Raw genomic sequence first — 22,472 nt, 5'->3', positions numbered from 1 at the left:
TTTGATAAATGGCATTTTTTTTGATACATTTGGTAAACGTAAATTATTTATTATGAGAAAAATATATCTTACCTCCCTAATTTTATTTCTTGGTTTTAGCTTTGCTAATGCGCAAGAATCTGTGGATACTCAAGAAGTAATTGAAGTTCAGGAAATACTAGAACCTGAAATTGTAATTAATTGGGAAAAATCTTACGATGATGCTCTAAAGAGAGCAAAAGCTGAAAATAAACCGTTATTAGTTTATTTTACTGGATCAGATTGGTGTGGCCCTTGTAAAGTTTTAGGTAAAAAATTATTTAAAACTGAAAAGTTTCAAGAATATGCTACTAATAAATTTGTTCTTTATAAAGCAGATTTCCCTAGGAATAAAGATTTAGTTGAAGAAAAAACAAGAAAAATTAATGAAGAAATACAAGCTCGTTTTGGTCAATCTAAATTTCCTACAATGCTTATTGTAAATTCAAAAGAGCAAGAATTAGGTATAAAACAAGGAATGTATATGACTGAATATTATTATCCGTTTTTTGACAAAGCTATAAGAGCTTTCTAGTTATAAAATAATTAAATTAAAAATAAAAAAAAAGCCTTGATGTTAAACATTAAGGCTTTTTTCTGTTATATACAGAATGTATTAAATGTTTTAAGCATTATAGAGAGACTTTTATTCGTGTATATGTTTTGGTTTAGCTCAATGTATAAAAGTTTGCTTAGACTTATGTGTTCTATGTTGTTATTGATTTAAAAAAGAAATAGAATAGGAGTTAAGCTGTTTAAGTCTTTTTATAGCTAAAAGCTATAGGCTTTCTTATATAGTTAGTTAGTTAGTTAGTTAGTTAGTTAGTTAGTTAGTTAGTTAGTTAGTTAGTTAGTTAACGTTTACAAAGAGTATGAGTACTATAATTTAATTTTAAGGCAATAAAAAACCCGAGCAAAGCTCGGGTTTTTCTTATTTGATTCTCTTGTTAGAGTGAATCGTAGTATATAGAATTACTTTTGGTTTACAACTCTAAATGTAGTTCTTCTGTTTGCTGCATGCTCTCTTTCAGAACAAGAAACACCATCAGCACAACGGTTAGTTAATTTGTTTTCACCTAAACCGTTAGCAGTTAATTGGCTTCCATTAACACCTTTAGACATTAAGTATTTTACAACTGAACCAGCTCTCTTTTCAGATAAAACTTGATTATTAGTTTTGTTACCTCTAGAATCTGTATGAGATTCAATTACTACAGCAACACCGCTATTTAATACTGGTAATAAACGAGCATCAATAATACGCTTAGCAGCTGGAGTTAAAGTTGAACTTCCTAAGTTCCAGTTAATTGGTAATGGAGTGTTGTTTACTAACTCACAATCAACAGTTTTCCAAGAAGTTAAACCTCCTTTAGAAACTAAAACTTCTTTAGTTACAGTCTTATATTTAGCTGCAACTGGTACAGTTTCTTCATAAGCATCTTTTTCTAATACAGTCTTTCTGATTGTAGAATATTTAGGCTCAGACTTCACAACTCTTGTAGTTGGAGGAGTTACCATAACAGTCTTCTTAAAAACTTTAGTTTTAGCTGGAGAAGCTACAGTAGTTGTAGATGGAGTTCCAGGATTAGTAACAGTTACTGAAGTGCTTTCAGAAGGAATTTCAATAACTCTCGTTGTTGGAGGAGTTACCATTACAGTTTTCTTAATTACTTTAGTTACAGCAGGCACATCAACAACTCTAGTTGTAGCTGGAGTATCAACAACAGTTCTTTTAACTGTAGTAGTTTGTTCTGGTATAGCAACAACTCTTGTTGTAGGAGGAGTTACCATTACAGTTTTCTTAATTACTTTTGTTACAGCAGGAATTGCTATAGTTCTAGTTGATGGAGGGTTAGTCATAACTCTCTTCTTAACAACTTTAGTAACTTCTGGTATAGCAATTACATTTGTTGTAGGAGGAGTTTTCATAACTCTCTTAGTATACGTTGCAAAACAACTTGGGTCGTTAGAACCTTCAGCACATTTACCAGCGTTAGCTAATACAGATGCATCATTACTTAAAACAGTTTTGTTAACTGTAGTGTATTGTGCAGGAACTTCTTTATAACACCAGTAACGACAATCGTTAGGGTCAGAAGACTCACAATCAGGAGCTTTTTCGCTCATTTGCCATCTTGCAGATGCAGCTCTAACTTCAATAGTTTCACTATCTCTACCAAAAGATGCAGGTACAACTCTTAAAGAGTTTCCTTCAACCTTTTTTCTATAAGATAAAGTTTCTGTTCCGTAAGTTGCAGGAACTACTGTTAAACGTTGAGAAGCTTCTCTTGTTACAATAACAACATCTCTCATTTCGTAAGTAGCAGGTACAATCTCTAAACGAGATCCAGCTTCTTTTACAGTAACAACAACATCTCTAGTTTCATATTTAGCAGGTACAACCTCTAAACGCTGAGACGCTTCTTTAGTTACTAAAGTTTCTGTTACAGTTTTCATTGTAGCAGGAACAACAACTAAACGTTGGTATGCTGCTTTAGAAGTAATAACAACATCTCTAGTTTCATATTTAGCAGGTACTGTTACTAAACGTTGAGACGCTTCTCTAGTCATTACAACTTGCTTAGAAGTAGTTGCTTTTGCAGCTACTCTACGTAAACTTTGTCCACCTTCGTCAGTTGTAACAACAACATCTCTGTTTTCATAAGTTGCAGGTACTACAACTAAACTTTCACCTCCAGCATCAACTAATACTCTTTCAGTAACAGTTTTGTATTGTGCAGGATGCGTAACAATTCTTTTGTATGCTGGTGCTACTTCGATAGTAACATCTTGATTTTTCCATACTTCTGGAGTTTTACAGCGTACATAACATTTTCCTGGTTCTGCGTTTGTAGGTAAGTCCTGTGCAGATACCGTAAATCCGAACATTAATAATGCTCCAGAAAATAATAGTTTTTTCATAATAAATGATTTGATTTTGATTTAATTTTTCTCTACTTAGTATGACACACTATCTTTAGTGAAAGTCACATGTCAAAGATAGTAAATTAAAAAAGAATGTTAAAGAGTTGTTAATATTATTTAAAAACAAGTTATAACTTATTGTAGTGTAGGCTTTTAATTATTCCGTCAGAAAGACCAATTTTAGGTACAAATATTTTTCTAGCGCCACTCCATTTCATTGCAGAGAGATAAATTTTGGTTGCAGGAACAATAACATCTGCTCTATCTGGATTTAAACTTAGTTCAGTTATTCTGTCTTGATAGGACATTTTTTTTAAGAATTGATACTGGGCATTCAAATAAATGTAAGAAATTGGGTTTCCTTCTGTCCTTCCAGACATTTTAAAAAGTTTATTGATATTTCCTCCTGAACCTATTAAAGATATGCTTTTAAAATCTTTAGTATTTTCTTTTATCCATTTTTCAACACTTTTAAATTTTACTTTATTTTCTGATTTTGTGTTATTTAGTAAACGGACTGTACCCATTTTAAAGGATTTAGAATTCACTATTTTTCCTTCAGTAAAAACGGTAAATTCTGTACTTCCGCCACCAACATCTACATATAGGTAAGATTTATCGCTTTGTATTAGTTCTTTTAGGTCTGTTGAAGAAATAATTCTAGCTTCTTCTTTACCATTAATAATGTCAATTTTAATTCCTGTTTTTTTAAGAATCTTTTTTGCTACATCTTGTCCATTTTCAGCTTCTCTCATTGCTGAGGTTGCACAGGCTTTGTATCTTTCTACACCATGGATTTTTATTAAAAGTTTAAATGCTTCCATAGCATCAATCATTCTTATGGTGTTCTCTTCGGAAATTTTTCCGTTAACAAAAGCGTCAGCACCTAAACGAATAGGTACACGAATTAAGGCAGATTTTTTAAATTTAGGCTCTTTTCCTTTTTCAATAATAACATTGGCAACCAGTAATCTAACTGCATTTGATCCAATATCTATAGCGCCATATTTTTTTATTTCTAACAAACTATCTATGATTTTTTGGGAATTCTACCATTGTTGTAGTTCCTTTCTTTATGTTTTTCCAATGTTTTTCTTCAAATTCTATTGCAATAACACCACAAGTTGAAACATGTGCAATTGGTTTGCTTCCAAATTTATTTACAAATGTATTTATTCCATGATCGTGACTAAAAATAATTGCACTATCAAAACTATCATCTAATGCTTTTACGGTTTTTACCAAGTAACCATCGCTAAAACTATATAATTGACGTTTAATTTGCAAATTAGATAACGGATAGCTAAAGTTTTCGCAAAAAATTACAGAAGTATGTAATGCTCTATTAGCACTACTAGAAATAAAGACATCTGGCCTTTTAATTTTTGAGGCTAAAAATTTAGACAGCAAATGAGCGTCATTAATGCCTCGCTCTTTTAAAGGTCTATCAATATCTTGCACGCTATCATAACTCCAAGAAGATTTTGCGTGACGAACAATGTAAAGTGTTTTCATTTTAACTTTAAAAGTGAAGTGTAAATATAAAAATTACGGTTGTAATCTTTCTAATTTCCAAGAAAAATCTTTTTGCAACGTATATCGTATTCTATCGTGCATTCTATTTGGGCGTCCTTGCCAAAATTCAATAGAAATTGGCTTTACTAAAAAACCGCCCCAATGTTTGGGTCTTAATATTTCTTTGTTAGTATGTTTTTTTTCTTCTTCGGAAAGTTGCTTGTCTAAAACTTCTCTTGATGCTACAACTTCACTTTGGTTAGAAGCTAATGCACCTAATTTGCTTCCGTCTGGACGAGATTCAAAATAACCGTCAGATAAATTTTCTGCTAGTTTTTCTGCACTACCTTTGATGATAATTTGTTGCTCCAAACCAGCCCAAAAGAAAGATAAACAGATATTGTTGTTGGCTGCAATAGCCTTTCCTTTTTCAGAATTATAATTTGTGTAGAATATAAAACCTTCCCAAGTATATTTTTTAAGTAAAACAACTCTATTCTTCGGAAAACCATCTAATCCAATGGAAGAAACTGTCATTGCATTGGCTTCATGTACAGTTTCAGATTCGTCTGCATTTATAAACCAGTTTCTAAATAATTCTAACGGATTTTCTGGACAAGTACTTTCTAAAAGTTCTTGTTTTTGATATGTTTTTCTGTGATTACTTAAATCTTGTGGCATTGTTGTATTTTAAAAGGTATTTTGGAGATGGTTCGCTAACTGTAAAAGAATATCCATTGTTTTAATTGTGGATATTCAACGTTAGCGAAGTTACCCAAAAATACCTTTAGAAACAAACTAAACTATTTCTTGTAGCGTATTTTTTTATAATTAAAATGGGTGTTCCATAAATCTGATAGTATATTTGCACTTTACTATTTTATGTCCATAAACACACTATTAATAACACCTCCTTTTACACAATTAAATACTGCGTATCCCGCAACTGCGTACATTAAAGGTTTTTTAGAATCTAAAAATGTGAAAACAACGCAAATGGATTTAAGTATTGAGTTGTTTACGGCAGTTTTTACCAAAGAATTTATTGATGCAATTTTTAAACAAGCAGCAATGCTTGGTAATAAAGAATTGCCTTTGGTTTGGAATCAAAAGGAAGATTATATTAATAAGGTAGATTCGGTAATGAATTATTTACGTGTGCAAGAAGTTACTGCAGCGTATCAAATTGTACACAAAGATTTTTTACCACACGGACATAGACGTATAAAGTTAGAAAAAGACTTAAGTGTAGAATTTGGTAAATTAGGAATTTTAGACAAAGCAAAACATATTGCAACTTTATTTGTTGAAGAATTAGGCGATTTTATAAAAGCAAACGTAGATGAGTTTTTCTCTTTTACACGCTACGCGGAACAAATTGCCAGCGCAGCTTCTAGTTTTGATGAGTTAGCGGAATGTTTACAATATGAAACTACTCTAATTGAAGATGAAATGTTGTATTTGTTGGATGAAAAATTACAACAAGACAATTTTGATTTGGTCTGTTTTACTGTGCCTTTTCCAGGAAATTTATTTTCCGCTTTGCGATGTGCGCAGCATATAAAACAAAAATATCCAACCATTAAAATAGGAATGGGAGGCGGATATTGCAACACAGAATTAAGACGACTGTCTGATCCAAGAATTTTCGATTTTGTAGATTTTATTACGTTAGATGATGGTGAAAGTCCGTTGTTGCGAATTACCGAATTTTTAGAAGGAAAAATAGGCGAGGAGTCTTTAGAAAGAACCTATATCTGTAAAAATGATGAAGTTGTTTATTTGAACAAAATACCAAACACTATTTTTCATCATAAAAATTTACCGGCGCCAAGTTATGTTGGTTTGCCTACGGAAAAATATTTATCTTTTTTAGATGTAATGAATCCGATGCACAGAATGTGGTCTGACGGAAAGTGGAATAAACTCACTATTTCTCACGGTTGCTACTGGAAACAATGTTCTTTTTGCGATGTAACTTTAGATTATATTGGTAATTACCAAAACACCACAGCTGATGATTTGGTAAATAAAATTGAAAAAATAATTTCTGAAACAGGTATTACAGGTTTTCATTTTGTTGATGAAGCTGCGCCACCAAAAATGCTGAAAGCATTGGCAAATAAATTGATTGAGCGTAAAATTTATATTACTTGGTGGACAAACATCAGGTTTGAAAAAACATTTACACCAGAATTATGTGCTTTATTATCTAAATCGGGTTGTATTGCTGTAACTGGTGGATTGGAAGTTGCTTCGGATAGGTTATTGGCAAAGATGAAAAAAGGCGTAGATATTGCCCAAGTTGCAAGAGTTACCAAAGCTTTTTCTGATGAAAATATAATGGTGCATGCCTATTTAATGTTTGGTTTTCCTACGGAAACGGAACAAGAAACCATAGATTCTTTAGAGGTTGTACGTCAGTTATTTCAAAATAATTGTATTCAATCTGCATTTTGGCATCAATTTGCGTGTACAAGTCACAGTCCGGTTGGTAAAAATCCAGATGAATTTCAAATTAATATTGTTGGTCCAGAATTTAAAGGTTTTGCAGAAAACGATTTATATCACGAAGATCCAACAGGAGCGGAACATCATTTGTTTAGTGAAGGATTAAATATAGCTTTGAATAACTACTTAAACTATAAAGGTTTTGAAATTCCGTTAGAGGAATATTTCAACTTTAAAGTTCCTAAAAAAACGTTGGAAGCTAATTTAATTGCTAATTGTTTAGAAGCTGGAATTCCGCAGAAAAAAACTACTTAATTTTATTTAGATAATCTGCTAAATAAACACCAGAACTTACACAAAACTGAAGTAAATAACCGCCAGTTGGCGCATCCCAATTTAGCATTTCTCCAATACAAAACTGATTTGGTAAATTGTTGATTTCAAAGTTTTCATTAACTGCTTTTAGGTCAATTCCGCCAACGGTAGAAATTGCTTCATCAATTGGACTGAAACCTATAATTTCTAATGGAAAATTTTTAATATTTTCAGCTAAAGAACTGTTATTTAAATACGTTTCTTTTGATAGATTTGTTTTTAATAAATCAATTTGAGAGGAACTTAATTTTAGTTCTTTTTTTAAAATTTGCGTAGTATTTTTTTGATTTGAACTCATCATTTTAGAAAGCACATTTTCTAACGACAAAGCAGGTTTTAAATCAATATAAATTGTTGCTTTTTTATGTTGATTTAATGCTTCTCTAATTTGCGGGCTTAATCCGTAAATAGCATTTCCTTCCAATCCAAATTTAGTAATAACGGCTTCACCTTTCTGTGTTTTATCTTCACAAGAAACAGCAATATTTTTTAACGGTTTTCCTTCGTTTTGTTGAATGAAACCTGATTTCCAATCAATTTTATAGGCACAATTTGAAGCTTCAAAAGGAATGGTTTTAATACCTTTTTCTTTAAATGTATTTAGCCAACTTCCATCGGAACCAGTAACTTTCCAGCTTCCGCCTCCTAAAGAGAAAACTGTGTAATCAGAAATAACAGCAGCATTATTGATTATCGGGTTATTGTCGGAATTCCAACCAGAAAAAATATGCTCGTATTTAATAGTTACATTTTTGCTTTTAAGATGATTTAGAATTGTAGTTAAAACTTCAATCGGTTTAATGCCTTCTTTTGGATATACTCTTTTGCTACTTCCAATAAAAGTTGGAATTCCTATTTCTGCTAACCAATTTCTAAAATCAACATTTGTAAAATTTAACAGTGCTTTTTTTAGAAAATTAGAAGGCGTATATCGTTTAATAAAAGTAGAAATATCTTCGGAATGTGTAAGGTTAAATCCACCTTTTCCGGCAACTAAAAACTTACGTCCTGCAGTTTTGTTTTTTTCATAAATAGTAACCGTAAATTTTGCTTCGTCTAAAAAAGAAGCAAGTAAAAATGCGGAAGGTCCGCCACCAATAATTGAAACCGATTTTTTCACAACTTATAAAATCTGTTAAAATGCGTTTTTATTTTACAAAATCTGGCCATCTTTTTAAATAAGTAATAAAAGTTTCACTTAGTCCTTCTTTTTTAAGATGTTCTTTAGAAATTGGAACTTCAACAGGACTAAAATCTGGATTTTCAATAACTAATTGAGGGAAATTATGATGTAAAATTGCTGATGTTCCAATAGAAACAAAATCTACATCGTTGTCTAAAACTTTTTGAACGTCTTTAGCGTTGCTTATTTTTCCAGCAACTGTCCATTTTACATTTTTAAAGTCGATACTTTTAAAGTGCTCGAGTAAAGATATTTCTTGATATTTTTCTTCGTGTGGCATTTTAAAAACATCCCATAAAGAAATATCTAAAAAATCAATTTTATTCAAATTTACAAGATTTTGACAAACAGTTTTTATTTCGTCAATATCCATTCCAAATCTTTCTGGAGACAATCTTACACCAAGTAAAAACTCTTTACCACATTGTTCTCTAATTCCTTCAACAATTTCAAATAACAACCGAGCTCTATTTGTTAAGTTACCTCCATATTCATCGGTTCTTTTATTTATTTCAGAACTTAAAAATTGCGTTAAAATATATCCGTGCGCACCATGAACTTCAACACCATCATAACCACATTTTTTTGCTCTAATTGCTGCGTTGATAAAATCTTCTCGTAATTGTTTTACTTCATTTAAAGTAAGTGCACGCGCTTTTGTTTTTTCATTATCTGAAGGACAAACTGGATTTTCTCCAATTAATTCTGAAGGAGTTCTCATTCCTGCATGATGTAATTGAATTACGGCTAAACTTCCATGTTCTTTTATAGCGGAAGAAAGTTTTATATGACCTTCATTTAAAACATCGCTAAAAATACCTAACTGACCTGGAAATCCTTTTCCAATTTCTTGAACGTGAGAAGCACAAGTCATAACCAAACCAAAATTTCCTTTTGCTCGCATAGTTAACCACTTAAATTCATCATCAGAAAGTTGTCCGTTTTCATGACTTTGTTGGTTGGTTAAAGGAGCTAACATGAATTTGTTTTTCATGACTGCACCACATGGAAAAGTAATTGGAGTGTTTGATTTTATCATATTAGAATAGGTTTTTTTAAAAAGTTAATTTAAATTAGAGCTTAATAGCGTTTAATTCTTTGAGGATTTAATTAAATATAGTCCAATAAAAGTGATTAAACCGTTTAAGACGAGAATAAAAAACTCAAAATCGAAACCAAATTTGGTTTTGGTAATTTCGTTAATTCCGTAGGCAATAAACGGTGATAAAATACAGATGATTGGAACTAATTTGTCTTTAACTTTCAGTTTTGTAAATAATCCGAAGGCATATAAACCTAATAAAGGTCCGTAGGTATAACCCGCAAACGTGAATATTTTTGCAATCACACTTTCATCAGCAATAAAGTATTTGAAAATTAGAATTACAGCAATCAAAATAAAAGAAAATATTACATGAATTTTCTTTCTAATTTTCTCTTGTTCGTTTTTTTCTTTCTTTTTATCAATCTCTACAATATCAATAGAAAAAGAGGTTGTTAATGATGTTAAAGCAGAATCTGCGCTTGAATATGCTGCGGCAATTAAACCAAGTAAAAAGAACAATGCGGCCGCCAAACCTAAATGACCTTTACCTGCAATGGTTGGAAATAATAAATCTTTGTGAGCGTCTATTCCGTTTTTTTGAGCAAAATCGGTTAGTAAAATACCTAAAGCTAAAAAGAAAAAGTTGACAATTACTAAAACAATTGTAAACCAAAACATGTTTTTTTGAGCGTCTTTTAAATTGCGGCACGTTAAGTTTTTTTGCATCATATCTTGGTCTAAACCTGTCATTACAATGGCAATAAATGCACCTGAGAAAAAGCGTTTCCAAAAGTAATTTCCGGCTTTAAAATCATCAAAAAAGAAGGTTTTAGACAATTCGCTATCGGCAACATAACTGAATAAATTTGAGATTTGTAATTCATCAGAAATCACATAAATACAAACTCCCACTGCAATTAACATAAAAAGCGTTTGTAATGTGTCTGTCCAAACTATAGTTTTTATTCCGCCTTTAAAAGTGTACAGCCAAATTAATAAAATGGTAATGGTTACGGTTACCCAAAATGGAATTCCGTAAGCATCAAACAATAATAATTGTAAAACATTGGCAACTAAAAATAGTCTAAAAGCTGCGCCAATTGTTCTTGATAATAAGAAGAATGAAGCTCCAGTTTTATAGGAATAATTACCAAATCTATCTTGTAAATAGGTGTAAATTGAAGTTAAATTTAATCGATAATAGAGTGGAAGTAGCACCAAGCCAATAATTGCATAACCAACAACATAACCCAAAACCATTTGCATATAACTTAATTGTTGTGCTTCTACCCAACCAGGAACGGAAATAAATGTTACGCCAGAAAGCGAAGCACCAATCATACCAAAAGCTACTAAATACCAAGGCGACGAGTTGTTGGCTTTAAAAAAAGTTTCGTTATTTGCTGATTTTCCTGTTAGGTAAGAAATTAAAATTAATACAGAAAAATAGGCTACAATTAATAGTATTATATGAAGTGGTTGCATTGTTTTATTTCGAGTTGAAAATTTTGAAGTACGAAGATACTTTTTTTAGAAGATAGAATATAGAGAAAAGAAGAAAGACTTCTTTTTGAGTATTGAATTTTCTTTTCTCTTTTTCTTGATTCTTTTCTCTTTAATGAGTTAAATTTGTAAAATGGATTTTTCTTCAAAACTTCTTGAAAATGCTGTAAATGAAGTTTCTCGTTTACCAGGAATAGGTAAAAGAACTGCGCTTCGTTTGGTGTTGCATTTACTAAAACAACCTTCAGAAAATACAAAATTTTTAACCGAAGCGTTGTCTGGACTACGTGAAAACGTAAATTCTTGTGAGAAATGTCATAATATTTCAGACACAGTTATTTGTGCTATTTGTAGCAATCCTAATAGAAATGCTTCTTTGGTTTGTGTGGTTGAAGATATTAGAGATGTAATGGCAATTGAAAGTACAGCGCAATTTAGAGGTTTGTACCATGTTTTAGGTGGAAAAATTTCTCCGATTGAAGGAATTGGTCCTCAAAATTTACAAATAGAGTCTTTAGTACATAAAGTAAAAGAAGGAGAAATTAAAGAACTAATTTTTGCACTAAGTTCTACTATGGAAGGCGATACAACCAACTTTTATATTTACAAACAAATTGAAAGTTACGATGTAATAACGTCTACTATTGCACGTGGAATTTCCGTTGGTGACGAATTAGAATACGCAGACGAGGTTACTTTAGGACGAAGTATTGTTAATAGAATTCCTTTTGAACAGAGTATTAAGAGTTAGATTTTTTTATTTGACATCATTACTTTTGTAGTTTTCTGTCAAGTTTTAAAAATGTTATATATTTGAAAAATAAAAAAGCCGATTGCTGTAACAATCGACTTTTAAAAAAAGGTGATTAGCTTTGGACACATAACCAAGTGATTTGCTCATTTAATTTAAAAGGGTTGGAATCTTTTAAATTGGCTACAAATTCAAATCAATTTTTACCTTTTAAAAATAGTACTCTATTTGAGTACTATTTTCATTTCAAAGGTATGTTCAATTGTGCCAAAAAGAAAGCCGTACTTATTCACAAAACCCTTGAAGTTTTTAACAAAAAATGGTTTTTTGAAAAATAAACGAAAAACAAATCTTTTATATCGAATTTATAGCCCGTTTGTAGTGATTTTTAAAGAGATTCTTGATTTTTATCTTCCTCTATTATTTTTTTCTCCAATTTATCCCAAGATTTTTTAGCTCTTACTTTTTTGTAGAGTTTAATACTCATCATCATAAGTGTACCAAAAAGAATAATTCCAACTACGCCCCAAACCCAGTTTATTGCGCTTTTTAGGGTTACTAAAAATACAATTGCAAATAAAATTATGGTTGCAACTTCATTCCAAATTCGTAGTTTGAAAGCAGTGTATTTTATTTCATCATTTTGTAATTGTTTAAAGATTTTATGACAAGCAAAATGATAAAAATACAATCCTAAAACAAAGGCAAGTTTTACGTGCATCCAAGGCATTTCTAAATATATGGGGTTTTTCCAAAGCATCCAAATGGCAAAAAAGCTCGCTAAAATTGCTGATGGCCAAGTAATAATATACCATAAACGTTTGCTCATTAATTTGTATTGTGTTTGTAAAATCTCTTTAGCAGGTTCGTCTTTTTTTTCTGCTTCTGCATGATAAATAAATAATCTAACAATGTAGAATAAACCAGCAAACCAAGTTACTACAAAAATAATGTGTAATGCTTTTACGTATAAAAAATCCATAATTTTTATTTAAAGATTCAAAAATTGAAATATTATTTTTTCACAGTGTCACTTCGAGTGATTTCGATTTTTCTTCGAAATTGTATCGAGAAGTCTTTTGAAATAGTTCTCGATACAAATTTTTTCATTCTTCAAAAATTCACTCGAACTGACAGTCCGTTTGATCTTTGAAGTTTTATTTTTCTTCTAACTTCTAACTTCTAACTAAAACTCATTAATCCATCCAGCTAAAACATCAACCCATTCGTTATTGTCATTAATACAAGGAACAGTGTGGAATTCTTCTCCACCAGCTTCTAAAAACTCATGTTTTCCTTCCATGGCAATTTCTTCTAATGTTTCTAAACAATCCGAAACAAAGGCAGGAGTTACAATTGCTAACTTTTTAATGCCGTCTTTTTCAGCTTTATTTACAATAGTTCTGTCTGTATAAGGTTGCAACCAAGGATCAACACCTAAACGAGATTGAAACGAAGTTGAAACTTTATTTTTATCCCAACCTAATGCTTCAATTACATTTTTTGTGGTTTGCAGACATTGATGTTTATAGCAAAATTCGTGTGCTTTAGAAGGTGAACTACAACAAGGCGCTTCACCAGGAATATGAGGTTTACAATGACTTTTTGTAATATCTGATTTTCTAATATGACGTTCTGGAACTCCGTGGTACGAAAACAATACGTGATCATAATCTTTATCCGCTAAATAATCTTTGATGGAGTTTGATAAAGCAGAAATATATTCTGGTTTGTTGTAAAACGCAGGAACATCAGTAATTTTCATTTTAGGAAAGAATTCTTTTCTTAACTCTTCAGCAAGAACAACAATAGTTTCTGTGGTTGCCATTGCAAATTGTGGATACAATGGAACTAACATAACCTCAGTAACACCTTTGTCATGCAGTTCTTGTAGTCCGCTTTTTAAATTCGGATTTCCATAACGCATAGCCAAAGCTACAGGAAGTTCTGTTTTTTGTTGCACTTTCTTTTGTAATCTTTCTGATAAAACAATTAATGGAGAACCATCTTTCCACCATATTTTTTTATACGCTGCGGCAGATTGTTTTGGTCGAGTATTTAAAATAATTCCTTTTACAATAAAAGAACGTAACCAATACGGAACGTCAATAACGCGTTCGTCCATTAAGAATTCGCCTAAATAATTTTTTACGTCTTTTGGATCTGTGCTTTTTGGCGATCCTAAGTTTACTAATAAAACTCCTTTCATAAAAGCCCACCTTAATCCTCCCAAAGGGAGGAAACTTGCAGCGGTGGTTGCTGGTTTTTATTTTGTTATTATATACTGAAGCTTCGAGAGTTTCAGAATTTTATTCTTTATACATTCAGTTGCTCAATTCCTTCCCTTCGGGAAGGTTAGGATGGGCTTCTTAACTGATTTGTAGTTTCATACAATGCAATCGCTAAACTATGTATTACGTTCATGCTCGAATTTCTCCCAAACATTGGTATCGCAACCGTTGCATCTACTAAATTTATATTTTCTATTCCGTTTCGTTCGCTACCCAAAAGTAATACGATTTTTTCTTTTGAAGCAAAATCAAAATCTTGAATATTTATGCTTTTATCAGTAATTTCTATACCAATAATTGTGTTTCCTTGGTCTTTTAATTTGTTGATGGTAGCTTCAAAATCTGTGTAAATTTCATGTTCAATCTGAGCTACCGTATTTCTTGCTGTGTTTGCAACTTTTCTGTTTTCGATTGAAGGAGAATCTTGATGTAAATAAATTTTTTGCACACCAAAACTTTCCGATATTCTAAAACACATACCTATGTTTTCTGGCGTTCTAATTGCGTCGCAAACAATTGTAATAGGGAATTGTTGTTGCGTGTTTTCTATGTCGTAATGTGTTAATTGTTCCATCTAACTATTTTGTAATGATAAAACATACTGTTTAGGTGTTGTGCCAAATTTCTTTTTAAACGCTGCAATAAAATGACTCGAAGTGCTGTAACCAACTTGTAAACCAACTTCATTTACGTTGTATTGATTGCTTTCTAAAAGTTTTTTTGAATGCTCCATTTTGTAATCAAATAAAAAACTGAAAACCGTATCTCCATAAATTTGCTTAAAACCTTCTTTCAGCTTCTTTAAATTTAAACCAATTTCGTTTGCTAATTCTTGTAAACTTGGCGGTTCTGCCATTCTTGAAATAATAATTTCTTTCGCTTTTCTTATTTTTAAAACATCGCGTTCATCAACCAAAAACGGACAATATTCACCTTCCACGTTTTCATCTTTCTGAAAATGTAAACTTAGCAATTCGTAAATTTTTCCCTTTATGTATAAATCTTTTATCGAACTGTTGATGTTGGCATTAATAATTTGCTGCAAAACTATTAAAACGGTTGGTTTTATAACACTGTCATCATAATATTTTCTATTGCTATTTTCTTCAGACAAAAAAGGAATATAGCTTGCTTCCTTTGAGAATAAAGAATGGAATTTCTTTATCGATATTAATAAAGAAACCATTGTAGATTTTGGTAAAATCTCTAAATTTATCGGTAATTTTTGTTGCGGATTGTATAGTAAAATTGAATGTTTGTCTAAAACATCAAAGGTATAATTACCATTATTAAAATGAAATTTTAAGTTTCCGCGTATGCAAAAATGTAATTGAATAAATGTGCTATCAATATCTCTCTCTAAATGACGAGTTTTAGAAGTCTCATTTTGAGTGTGTAAGACTAAAAAATCGTTTTCGAGATTAATTTCTTCAAAAGGACTCTGAGCGACATTTTTTGGCATCATCAAAAATATTAAAAGAGAGTATTTTATTTAGATTCGTTCTAAATTAAATTCATTCAAATAGCTAAATTCATTGCAAAAATAAGTCATTTAGATGATATTTATCATAAAATAAACTAAAAAACAAAAAACGACATTTAAAGTTCTTTTAGCGATACTTTTTTCTTGCTGTTCTTTTTACTTTTGAGCGATATTTGAAATTATTGAATGACTTTCCATCACAAGAATACGAATCTATACAATATTGGTGTCAGCTATAAAAAAGCCGATGCGCAAATAAGAGGTAAATTTTCTTTGTCTAAAGAGAATCAAATTGCCTTATTAGAAGAAGCTAAACAGAGCGGTGTAGATGGTATTTTAGTTTTATCAACTTGTAATAGAACAGAAATTACTGGTTTTGCAGAACATCCTTTTCAATTGATAAATTTATTGTGTAAATACTCTAACGGAAATGTAGATGAATTTGCAAAAGTTTCTAATGTTTCTAAAAATAAAGACGCTGTAAGGCATTTATTTAGAATGGGAACAGGTTTAGATAGCCAGATTTTAGGAGATTATGAAATTGTTGGGCAATTACGCCAAGCCTTTAAACAAGCAAAAAAATTAGGAACAACCAATGCGTATTTAGAACGTTTGCTAAATAATATTATGCAAGCAAGTAAGCGTGTTAAGAACGAAACTAAGTTGAGTTCTGGAACAACATCGGTTTCATATGCAGCGGTTCAATACATAATTGAAAATGTTGCCGATTTTAATTTGAAAAACATTTTAGTTTTTGGATTAGGAAAAATGGGGAAACATACTTGTAAAAATCTTGCCGAGTACACGCAAAATAAAACTGTAACGTTAATTAATAGAACTGAAGAAAAAGCAGCAGAATTTGTAAAAGAACATCCTTCAATTAAAAAAGCATCGTATGCTAATTTACACGAAGAAGTAGCAAATACAGACGTTTTAATAGTTTCTACAGGTGCCGATAAACCAACAATTACTACAGCGCATGTTTCAGAAGGCAAAGAAATTTTAATTTTAGATTTGTCGATGCCAGAAAACGTGTCAAAAGAAGTAGCTAATTTAAACAGCGTTTCTTTGGTAAATGTTGATGAATTATCTAAAATTACTGATAAAACGTTGGCAATTCGTCAAGCAGAAATTCCTTCCGCAGAAAAAATTATTGACGAGCATAAAGAAGAATTTACAGCTTGGTTAAATCATCGCCGATTTACACCCGCAATAAATACATTAAAGCAATCGCTTGAAACAATTCAGAAAGATGAAATTAATTTTCAAAAAAAGAAGATTAAGAATTTTAATGAAGATCAGGCAGAAATTTTAACATCGCGTATGATTCAAAAAATCACAACGCAATTTGTTAAACACTTAAAAGATGAACAAACTTCTGTTACAGATAGTATAGAAGTTATTCAGAAAATCTTTGGAAACAACTAAGACACCATGCAAAAAACAATTAGAATAGGAACTCGCGATAGTGAATTAGCACTTTGGCAAGCAAATAAAGTTCGTAAACAACTTGAATTTTTAGAGTATAAATGCGAAATAGTTCCGATAAAATCTACAGGAGATATCGTTTTAGATAAACCTTTGTATGAACTTGGTATTACAGGGATTTTCACCAAAAATTTAGACATTGCAATGTTAAATGGCGATATTGATATTGCTGTTCACTCAATGAAAGATGTTCCAACAGTTTTACCTGAAGGAATTATTCAAGCTGCCGTTTTAAAACGCGCAAATTACAACGATATTTTAGTTTTAAAAGACAACGAAGAGTTTTTTGGGCAGCCAAATGGCGTTATTGCAACTGGGAGTTTGCGTAGAAAAGCAATGTGGTTAAATCGATATCCAACGCATAAAGTTGTTGATTTAAGAGGAAATGTAAATACACGTTTAGAAAAATTAGAAAATAACGATTGGAACGGAGCTGTTTTTGCAGCTGCCGGATTAGAAAGAATAGGAAAAAGACCAGGCGGAGCAGTTAATCTATCTTGGATGATTCCTGCGCCAGCACAAGGTGTAATTATGATTACTGCCTTAAATGAAGACGATTATATAAAAGACGCATGCGAGCAATTAAATCACTACGAGACACAAGTTTGTACTGGTATTGAGCGCGAATTCTTAAACTTATTGGAAGGCGGTTGTACAGCGCCAATAGGAGCTTTGGCTTATATTGATGAAAAAACCGAAGAAATAAACTTTAAAGGTGTTTTATTAAGTAGAGACGGAACCAAAAAATTATCAGTTAATAAAACGGGTAAAGTTGGTCGTCATCGTTATTTAGCAAAAGATTGTGCCGATTATATTATTAATCGTGGCGGAAAAGAATTAATGCTTGAAGATGAAGATATTGAAAAAGAATTTTCAGTATATTCAACAAAATCTTTATCAGAAATTCAAAAGAATTTATTGCCAACTTCTATGAAAGTTGAAAGTAGCGATTTCATTAAAATACGTTTTAATAGAATTCCGCCAAAAACAGTAAAAGACGAAATTAAAAACGTGATTTTTACAAGTAAAAATGGTGTAGAATCTATTTTAAATTCTTTTACTTCGGATGAGTTACAGTTTAAAAACATTTACTGTGTTGGCCGTAGAACTAAGAAATTAATAGAACAAAGAATAGGTAAAGTTAAACATGCCGCAAGAAATGCCGCAAAGTTAGCAGAGTATCTTTCTTTGGAAATTCCAGAACAAAAAGTTACCTATTTCTGTAGCGATTTACGTTTAGATACGTTACCAACAGTTTTAACTGAAAACGGAATTAGAGTCAACGAAGTAGAAGCGTACAAAACAATGTTTAGCCCAACAATAGTTGATGATTCTGTAAACGGAGTTTTATTTTACAGTCCATCTACTGTAGAGAGTTATTTGCAAGAAAATAAAGCTAATAAAGTAGCTTTTTGTATTGGAGAAAGTACAGCAAAAGAAGCAAGAAAACATTTTGAAAACGTGCAAGTGGCTAATCTGCCAACAGTTGAGAGTGTAATTGAAATGGTGAATTTACATTTTGTAAAGAAATAAATGTCTCCTCGAGCGCAGTCGAGAGGTTAATGAGTTCTCGACTGCGCTCGAACTGACAAATTGAAATTATATGTTCAGAACAAGAAGACTTAGAAAAACAGCAGGTATAAGAAGGTTAGTTCAAGAAACTAAACTTTCTGTAGACGATTTTGTGTATCCACTTTTTATTGAAGAAGGAGAAAATGTTGAATCAGAAATAACTTCAATGCCAGGAATAAAAAGATATTCTTTGGATAGAATTTCTAAGGAATTAGATGAGGTTGTTGAATTAAATATTCCAGCGGTTTTATTATTTGGAATCCCTTCAAAGAAAGACGAAGAAGGAACCGAAACTTGGAACGATAACGGAGTTATGCAACAAGCAATCCGTTTTATCAAGAAAAATTATCCAGGTTTATATGTAATAACTGATGTTTGTTTTTGTGAATATACAAGTCATGGACATTGTGGTGTTATTCATAACAATGATGTTGATAATGATGCAACATTAGTAAACCTTGCAAAGCAAACTATTTCCCATGCTAAAGCAGGAGCAGATATGGTTGCGCCTTCAGGAATGATGGACGGAACAATTGATATGATGCGTCAATCTTTAGACAATTCAGGTTTTGCAAACTTGCCAATTATGGGCTATTCTGTTAAATATTCATCAGCATTTTACGGACCATTTAGAGAAGCGGTAGATTCTGCGCCAAGTTTTGGAGACAGAAGAACCTATCAAATGGATCCAGCAAATAGAGACGAAGGAATGCGCGAAGCAACTTTTGACGATCAAGAAGGAGCCGATATTTTAATGGTAAAACCAGCAATGTCTTATTTAGATATTATTAGAGATTTAAAAAATAATTTTGACAGGCCAATTGCGTGTTACAACGTAAGTGGAGAATATTCAATGATAAAAGCTGCCGCAGAAAAAGGTTGGATTGATGGAGAAAAAGTAATGATGGAAAGTTTACTGTCTATGAAAAGAGCAGGAGCTGATATTATTATTACTTATTTTGCTAAGGAAGCGGCAAAAGTTTTAAATAGATAAATTATGAATTTATATAAACATTGTAAATCTTGTAAAGATGATATTGTCATTAAATCAAGTTCTGTAACAAGACCAGATTTACAAATGGAAAAAGGAACTGAATTTCAAATAAATTGCCAAAACTGTGGCAATATTGAAAAAGTTCACGTCAATGATATAAAAGGAGAACCAAATAAAACGATGATATTAATAGGCTTAGTTTTAGGAGTTGTTGCTACTGCTATTATGTGGATGTTTTTTGGAGCTATTGGAACTTTAGGCGCAATTATTCCTCTTTTATTTTGGCAACAGCAAATGAGTGCTTCTAAAACTTTTAATTCATATTTAGTAAAAAGGTAATTGATGAGTTTCAAAAAATCAGAAAAATTATATAAAAAAGGATTGGTAAACCTTGTTGGAGCGGTAAATTCTCCCGTAAGAGCATTTTCATCAGTTGGTGGAAATCCGTTGTTTATCAAAAAAGCAAAAGGAACTAAAATTACAGATGTTGATGGAAACAAATATGTAGATTTAGTATTGTCTTACGGACCAATGATCTTAGGTCATAGACATAAAAAAGTGCAAAAAGGAGTTGAAAAAGCCTTAAAAAGTGGATACTCTTTTGGAGCTTCTACAGAAAACGAAATCAAATTAGCAAAAATAGTTTGTGATGCTTTTCCGGGAATGGATAAAGTCCGTTTTGTAAATTCTGGTACAGAAGCTGTTTTAAGCGGAATACGTTTAGCAAGAGCATTCACTGGAAAAGATAAAATTATAAAATTTGCAGGTTGTTACCATGGTCATCAAGATGCATTGTTGGTTGCAGCAGGTTCTGGTTTAGCAACGTTAAGTTTACCAGGTTCAAAAGGAGTTCCAGAAGGCGCTGTAAAAAATACATTAATTGCAGAATACAATAATTTAGAAAGTGTAAAAAAACATTTTGAAGGAGATGATAATATTGCTGGTGTAATTATTGAGCCAATTGGTGGAAATATGGGCGTTGTAATTCCGCAGAACAATTTCTTAAAAGAATTAAAAGATTATTTAGAAACAAAAGGAGCATTGTTAATTGCTGATGAGGTTATGACAGGTTTTCGTTCTAAATTTGGTGGCGCACAAGAATTATTGGGCGTTGAAGCAGATATTACTTGTTTAGGTAAGGTAATTGGTGGAGGTTTTCCAGTTGGAGCGTATGGAGCAAGAGAAGAAATTATGCAAGAAGTTGCGCCATTAGGCGGAATGTATCAAGCAGGAACGTTAAGTGGAAATCCAATTGCAATGGCTGGCGGAATCGCAACTTTAACGGAATTGAAGAAACAAAATCCATATAAAAAGTTCGAAGAAATAGGAGGGATTTTAGAAGTAATTCTTTTAGAAACTGCTAAGAAATATAATATTGATTTGGTTGTAAATAGATTCGGTTCTATGATAAATCCGTTTTTCACAAAAGTAAATGTTACAAATTTCGATGAAGCACAAACTTCAGATACAGAGAAATTTGCAGTATTCTTTTGGGAAATGATCAAAAATGGTGTGTTTTTACCTCCATCTCAGTTTGAAGCATGGTTTTTATCATCAGCTTTAACAGAAAAAGATATTCAAAAAATAAGTAAAGCAATTGATATGGCGATGTTAGCTGTATCAAAAATGTAAAAAAACATACAATAAAGAATAGCTAAAAGCCAAAGCCAAAAGCTAAAAGCCAATAGCCAAAAGCTATATCATGATAAAAAACGATTTATTTTTAAGAGCATTAAAGGGAGAAACTGTAGACCGTCCACCAGTTTGGATGATGCGTCAAGCAGGAAGATATTTACCAGAGTTCATGGAAATCAAAAAGAAATACGATTTCTTTACACGATGCCAAACTCCAGAATTAGCCTCAGAAATTACGGTACAACCAATCCGAAGATACGGAATGGACGCTGCAATTCTTTTTTCAGACATTTTGGTAATTCCACAAGCAATGAATATTCATGTGGAAATGAAACCAGATTTTGGGCCTTATTTACCAAACCCTATCCGTTCTCAAAAAGATTTAGATTCAGTTATTGTTCCAGATATACAAGATACTTTAGGGTATGTAATGGATGCCATAAAAGCAACAAAAGAAAAATTAAATGACGAGGTTCCTTTAATTGGTTTTGCAGGTTCTCCATGGACAATTTTATGCTACTGTGTGCAAGGTCAGGGTTCTAAAAACTTTGATAAAGCAAAGCAGTTTTGTTTTACAAATCCAATTGCTGCGCATCAATTATTACAAAAAATTACAGACACAACAATTGCTTATTTAAAAGCAAAAGTTGCAGCAGGAGTTAATGCTGTTCAGGTTTTTGATTCTTGGGGAGGAATGTTATCTCCAGTAGATTATCAAGAATTCTCTTGGCAATATATTCAGCAAATTATCGATGCTTTAAAAGATGAAGCACCCGTAATTGCATTCGGAAAAGGATGTTGGTTTGCCTTAGATACTATGGCAAAATCAGGAGCTTCGGCTTTAGGTGTAGATTGGACGTGTTCAGCGAGAAATGCTCGTTATTTATCTGGTGGAAATATTACATTACAAGGTAATTTTGACCCAACAAGATTGTTTTCGCCACCTGCGGAAATCAAGAAAATGGTAACCCAAATGATCAACGAATTTGGTAAAGACAAGTACATTGTAAACTTGGGTCACGGTATTTTACCAAACATTCCGTTAGACAATGCCAAGGCGTTTATTGACGCTGTAAAAGAATACAAGAGTCCGTCTTAAAATAATAATTTGGGCGTTACCACGCAAAAAAGCGTGGTCGCGCTTTCCATTATATCTTTTTGCAGAAAAAGCAAAAAGGATGCCATTTCAATCGCTAACGCGGACGGAGTCTGTGAGATAAAGAAATTTAGGAATAAAAAGAAA

At 31.9% G+C, this 22,472-nt stretch carries 20 protein-coding genes; 9 read left to right on the top strand and 11 right to left on the bottom strand.

What is annotated here, in order from left to right; all coding sequences use genetic code 11:
* Positions 1 to 52: 52 nt before the first annotated feature.
* On the top strand, positions 53 to 553 hold the full coding sequence (locus LPB136_RS06425) for a thioredoxin family protein (protein ID WP_158009612.1): 501 nt from the start codon (positions 53 to 55) through the stop codon (positions 551 to 553).
* Positions 554 to 990: 437 nt separating this feature from the next.
* Here LPB136_RS06425 and LPB136_RS06420 read toward each other — a convergent pair whose 3' ends face one another.
* The 4 genes from LPB136_RS06420 to pdxH all read right to left on the bottom strand — a co-directional run bounded on the left by LPB136_RS06420 (position 991) and on the right by pdxH (position 5,139).
* On the bottom strand, positions 991 to 2,940 hold the full coding sequence (locus LPB136_RS06420) for an OmpA family protein (RefSeq protein WP_072555331.1): 1,950 nt from the start codon (positions 2,938 to 2,940) through the stop codon (positions 991 to 993).
* A gap of 131 nt (positions 2,941 to 3,071) precedes the next feature.
* A complete protein-coding gene (locus LPB136_RS06415; protein ID WP_072555330.1) occupies positions 3,072 to 3,968 on the bottom strand; it encodes a Ppx/GppA phosphatase family protein in 897 nt (298 codons plus the stop codon).
* A gap of 1 nt (position 3,969) precedes the next feature.
* The gene (locus LPB136_RS06410; RefSeq protein ID WP_072555329.1) at positions 3,970 to 4,458 is read right to left on the bottom strand and encodes a SixA phosphatase family protein; all 489 of its coding nucleotides are present in this window, start codon (positions 4,456 to 4,458) and stop codon (positions 3,970 to 3,972) included.
* A 33-nt stretch (positions 4,459 to 4,491) separates the two neighbouring features.
* A complete protein-coding gene (gene pdxH / locus LPB136_RS06405) occupies positions 4,492 to 5,139 on the bottom strand; it encodes a pyridoxamine 5'-phosphate oxidase (RefSeq protein ID WP_072555328.1) in 648 nt (215 codons plus the stop codon).
* A gap of 201 nt (positions 5,140 to 5,340) precedes the next feature.
* On the opposite strand from pdxH, the gene LPB136_RS06400 reads away from it, so the two are divergent.
* Positions 5,341 to 7,224 carry a B12-binding domain-containing radical SAM protein gene (locus LPB136_RS06400; protein WP_072555327.1) on the top strand — a complete coding sequence of 628 codons (1,884 nt, stop codon included), beginning with the start codon at positions 5,341 to 5,343 and terminating at the stop codon, positions 7,222 to 7,224.
* Here the strand turns inward: LPB136_RS06400 and LPB136_RS06395 are convergent.
* Genes LPB136_RS06395 through LPB136_RS06385 form a run of 3 tightly spaced genes read right to left on the bottom strand, consistent with a single transcriptional unit; the run spans position 7,217 to position 10,997 of the window.
* Complete coding sequence (locus tag LPB136_RS06395; RefSeq protein ID WP_072555326.1) at positions 7,217 to 8,404, bottom strand: BaiN/RdsA family NAD(P)/FAD-dependent oxidoreductase; 1,188 nt, start codon at positions 8,402 to 8,404, stop codon at positions 7,217 to 7,219. The two genes, LPB136_RS06400 and LPB136_RS06395, sit on opposite strands and share 8 nt — an antisense overlap.
* A gap of 28 nt (positions 8,405 to 8,432) precedes the next feature.
* Positions 8,433 to 9,506, bottom strand: a complete 1,074-nt coding sequence (locus tag LPB136_RS06390) for an NADH:flavin oxidoreductase (RefSeq protein ID WP_072555325.1) — start codon at positions 9,504 to 9,506, stop codon at positions 8,433 to 8,435.
* Positions 9,507 to 9,557: 51 nt separating this feature from the next.
* Positions 9,558 to 10,997, bottom strand: coding sequence for a sodium:solute symporter (locus LPB136_RS06385; RefSeq protein WP_072555324.1), 1,440 nt, complete (start codon positions 10,995 to 10,997; stop codon positions 9,558 to 9,560).
* Positions 10,998 to 11,148: 151 nt separating this feature from the next.
* Between LPB136_RS06385 and recR the strand changes: the two genes are divergently transcribed.
* Entirely contained in the window at positions 11,149 to 11,766 is a 618-nt protein-coding gene (gene recR, locus LPB136_RS06380; RefSeq protein WP_072555323.1) for a recombination mediator RecR, read from the top strand.
* Positions 11,767 to 12,154: 388 nt separating this feature from the next.
* Here the strand turns inward: recR and LPB136_RS06375 are convergent, their stop codons facing one another.
* From LPB136_RS06375 to LPB136_RS06360, 4 genes are all read right to left on the bottom strand, one after another.
* Positions 12,155 to 12,748: a CopD family protein gene (locus LPB136_RS06375; RefSeq protein ID WP_072555322.1), complete on the bottom strand. Its 594-nt coding sequence runs from the start codon at positions 12,746 to 12,748 to the stop codon at positions 12,155 to 12,157.
* A gap of 204 nt (positions 12,749 to 12,952) precedes the next feature.
* On the bottom strand, positions 12,953 to 13,975 hold the full coding sequence (gene hemH, locus LPB136_RS06370; RefSeq protein WP_072555321.1) for a ferrochelatase: 1,023 nt from the start codon (positions 13,973 to 13,975) through the stop codon (positions 12,953 to 12,955).
* Positions 13,976 to 14,121: 146 nt separating this feature from the next.
* Complete coding sequence (locus tag LPB136_RS06365; RefSeq protein WP_072555320.1) at positions 14,122 to 14,631, bottom strand: TrmH family RNA methyltransferase; 510 nt, start codon at positions 14,629 to 14,631, stop codon at positions 14,122 to 14,124.
* Complete coding sequence (locus tag LPB136_RS06360; protein ID WP_072555319.1) at positions 14,632 to 15,519, bottom strand: helix-turn-helix domain-containing protein; 888 nt, start codon at positions 15,517 to 15,519, stop codon at positions 14,632 to 14,634.
* A gap of 207 nt (positions 15,520 to 15,726) precedes the next feature.
* Here LPB136_RS06360 and hemA point away from each other — a divergent pair, with 207 nt between their 5' ends.
* The 6 genes from hemA to hemE all read left to right on the top strand — a co-directional run bounded on the left by hemA (position 15,727) and on the right by hemE (position 22,328).
* Entirely contained in the window at positions 15,727 to 16,968 is a 1,242-nt protein-coding gene (hemA, locus tag LPB136_RS06355; RefSeq protein ID WP_072555318.1) for a glutamyl-tRNA reductase, read from the top strand.
* Positions 16,969 to 16,974: 6 nt separating this feature from the next.
* A complete protein-coding gene (gene hemC / locus LPB136_RS06350; protein ID WP_072555317.1) occupies positions 16,975 to 18,561 on the top strand; it encodes a hydroxymethylbilane synthase in 1,587 nt (528 codons plus the stop codon).
* 70 nt (positions 18,562 to 18,631) lie between these two features.
* Entirely contained in the window at positions 18,632 to 19,594 is a 963-nt protein-coding gene (gene hemB, locus LPB136_RS06345; RefSeq protein WP_072555316.1) for a porphobilinogen synthase, read from the top strand.
* A 3-nt stretch (positions 19,595 to 19,597) separates the two neighbouring features.
* Positions 19,598 to 19,933, top strand: a complete 336-nt coding sequence (locus tag LPB136_RS06340) for a hypothetical protein (RefSeq protein ID WP_072555315.1) — start codon at positions 19,598 to 19,600, stop codon at positions 19,931 to 19,933.
* Positions 19,934 to 19,936: 3 nt separating this feature from the next.
* Positions 19,937 to 21,226, top strand: coding sequence for a glutamate-1-semialdehyde 2,1-aminomutase (hemL, locus tag LPB136_RS06335; RefSeq protein WP_072555314.1), 1,290 nt, complete (start codon positions 19,937 to 19,939; stop codon positions 21,224 to 21,226).
* Between the two features lie 70 nt (positions 21,227 to 21,296).
* A complete protein-coding gene (gene hemE, locus LPB136_RS06330; RefSeq protein ID WP_072555313.1) occupies positions 21,297 to 22,328 on the top strand; it encodes a uroporphyrinogen decarboxylase in 1,032 nt (343 codons plus the stop codon).
* Positions 22,329 to 22,472 lie beyond the last annotated feature (144 nt).

Origin of the sequence: Tenacibaculum todarodis, assembly GCF_001889045.1 — a bacterium.
GTDB lineage: Bacteria > Bacteroidota > Bacteroidia > Flavobacteriales > Flavobacteriaceae > Polaribacter > Polaribacter todarodis.
This window is presented reverse-complemented; position numbering and strand designations above follow the sequence as displayed.

What these genes read in the sequence shown, in the direction of transcription:
- pdxH (WP_072555328.1), bottom strand. Translation starts at nt 5,139, where the DNA reads ATGCCACAAGATTTAAGTAATCACAGAAAAACATATCAAAAACAAGAA.
- LPB136_RS06340 (WP_072555315.1), top strand. Translation starts at nt 19,598, where the DNA reads ATGAATTTATATAAACATTGTAAATCTTGTAAAGATGATATTGTCATT.
- hemC (WP_072555317.1), top strand. Translation starts at nt 16,975, where the DNA reads ATGCAAAAAACAATTAGAATAGGAACTCGCGATAGTGAATTAGCACTT.
- LPB136_RS06410 (WP_072555329.1), bottom strand. Translation starts at nt 4,458, where the DNA reads ATGAAAACACTTTACATTGTTCGTCACGCAAAATCTTCTTGGAGTTAT.
- recR (WP_072555323.1), top strand. Translation starts at nt 11,149, where the DNA reads ATGGATTTTTCTTCAAAACTTCTTGAAAATGCTGTAAATGAAGTTTCT.
- hemH (WP_072555321.1), bottom strand. Translation starts at nt 13,975, where the DNA reads ATGAAAGGAGTTTTATTAGTAAACTTAGGATCGCCAAAAAGCACAGAT.
- hemL (WP_072555314.1), top strand. Translation starts at nt 19,937, where the DNA reads ATGAGTTTCAAAAAATCAGAAAAATTATATAAAAAAGGATTGGTAAAC.
- LPB136_RS06385 (WP_072555324.1), bottom strand. Translation starts at nt 10,997, where the DNA reads ATGCAACCACTTCATATAATACTATTAATTGTAGCCTATTTTTCTGTA.
- LPB136_RS06425 (WP_158009612.1), top strand. Translation starts at nt 53, where the DNA reads ATGAGAAAAATATATCTTACCTCCCTAATTTTATTTCTTGGTTTTAGC.
- LPB136_RS06360 (WP_072555319.1), bottom strand. Translation starts at nt 15,519, where the DNA reads ATGCCAAAAAATGTCGCTCAGAGTCCTTTTGAAGAAATTAATCTCGAA.
- LPB136_RS06400 (WP_072555327.1), top strand. Translation starts at nt 5,341, where the DNA reads ATGTCCATAAACACACTATTAATAACACCTCCTTTTACACAATTAAAT.
- LPB136_RS06390 (WP_072555325.1), bottom strand. Translation starts at nt 9,506, where the DNA reads ATGATAAAATCAAACACTCCAATTACTTTTCCATGTGGTGCAGTCATG.
- LPB136_RS06365 (WP_072555320.1), bottom strand. Translation starts at nt 14,631, where the DNA reads ATGGAACAATTAACACATTACGACATAGAAAACACGCAACAACAATTC.
- hemE (WP_072555313.1), top strand. Translation starts at nt 21,297, where the DNA reads ATGATAAAAAACGATTTATTTTTAAGAGCATTAAAGGGAGAAACTGTA.
- LPB136_RS06420 (WP_072555331.1), bottom strand. Translation starts at nt 2,940, where the DNA reads ATGAAAAAACTATTATTTTCTGGAGCATTATTAATGTTCGGATTTACG.
- hemA (WP_072555318.1), top strand. Translation starts at nt 15,727, where the DNA reads ATGACTTTCCATCACAAGAATACGAATCTATACAATATTGGTGTCAGC.
- LPB136_RS06375 (WP_072555322.1), bottom strand. Translation starts at nt 12,748, where the DNA reads ATGGATTTTTTATACGTAAAAGCATTACACATTATTTTTGTAGTAACT.
- hemB (WP_072555316.1), top strand. Translation starts at nt 18,632, where the DNA reads ATGTTCAGAACAAGAAGACTTAGAAAAACAGCAGGTATAAGAAGGTTA.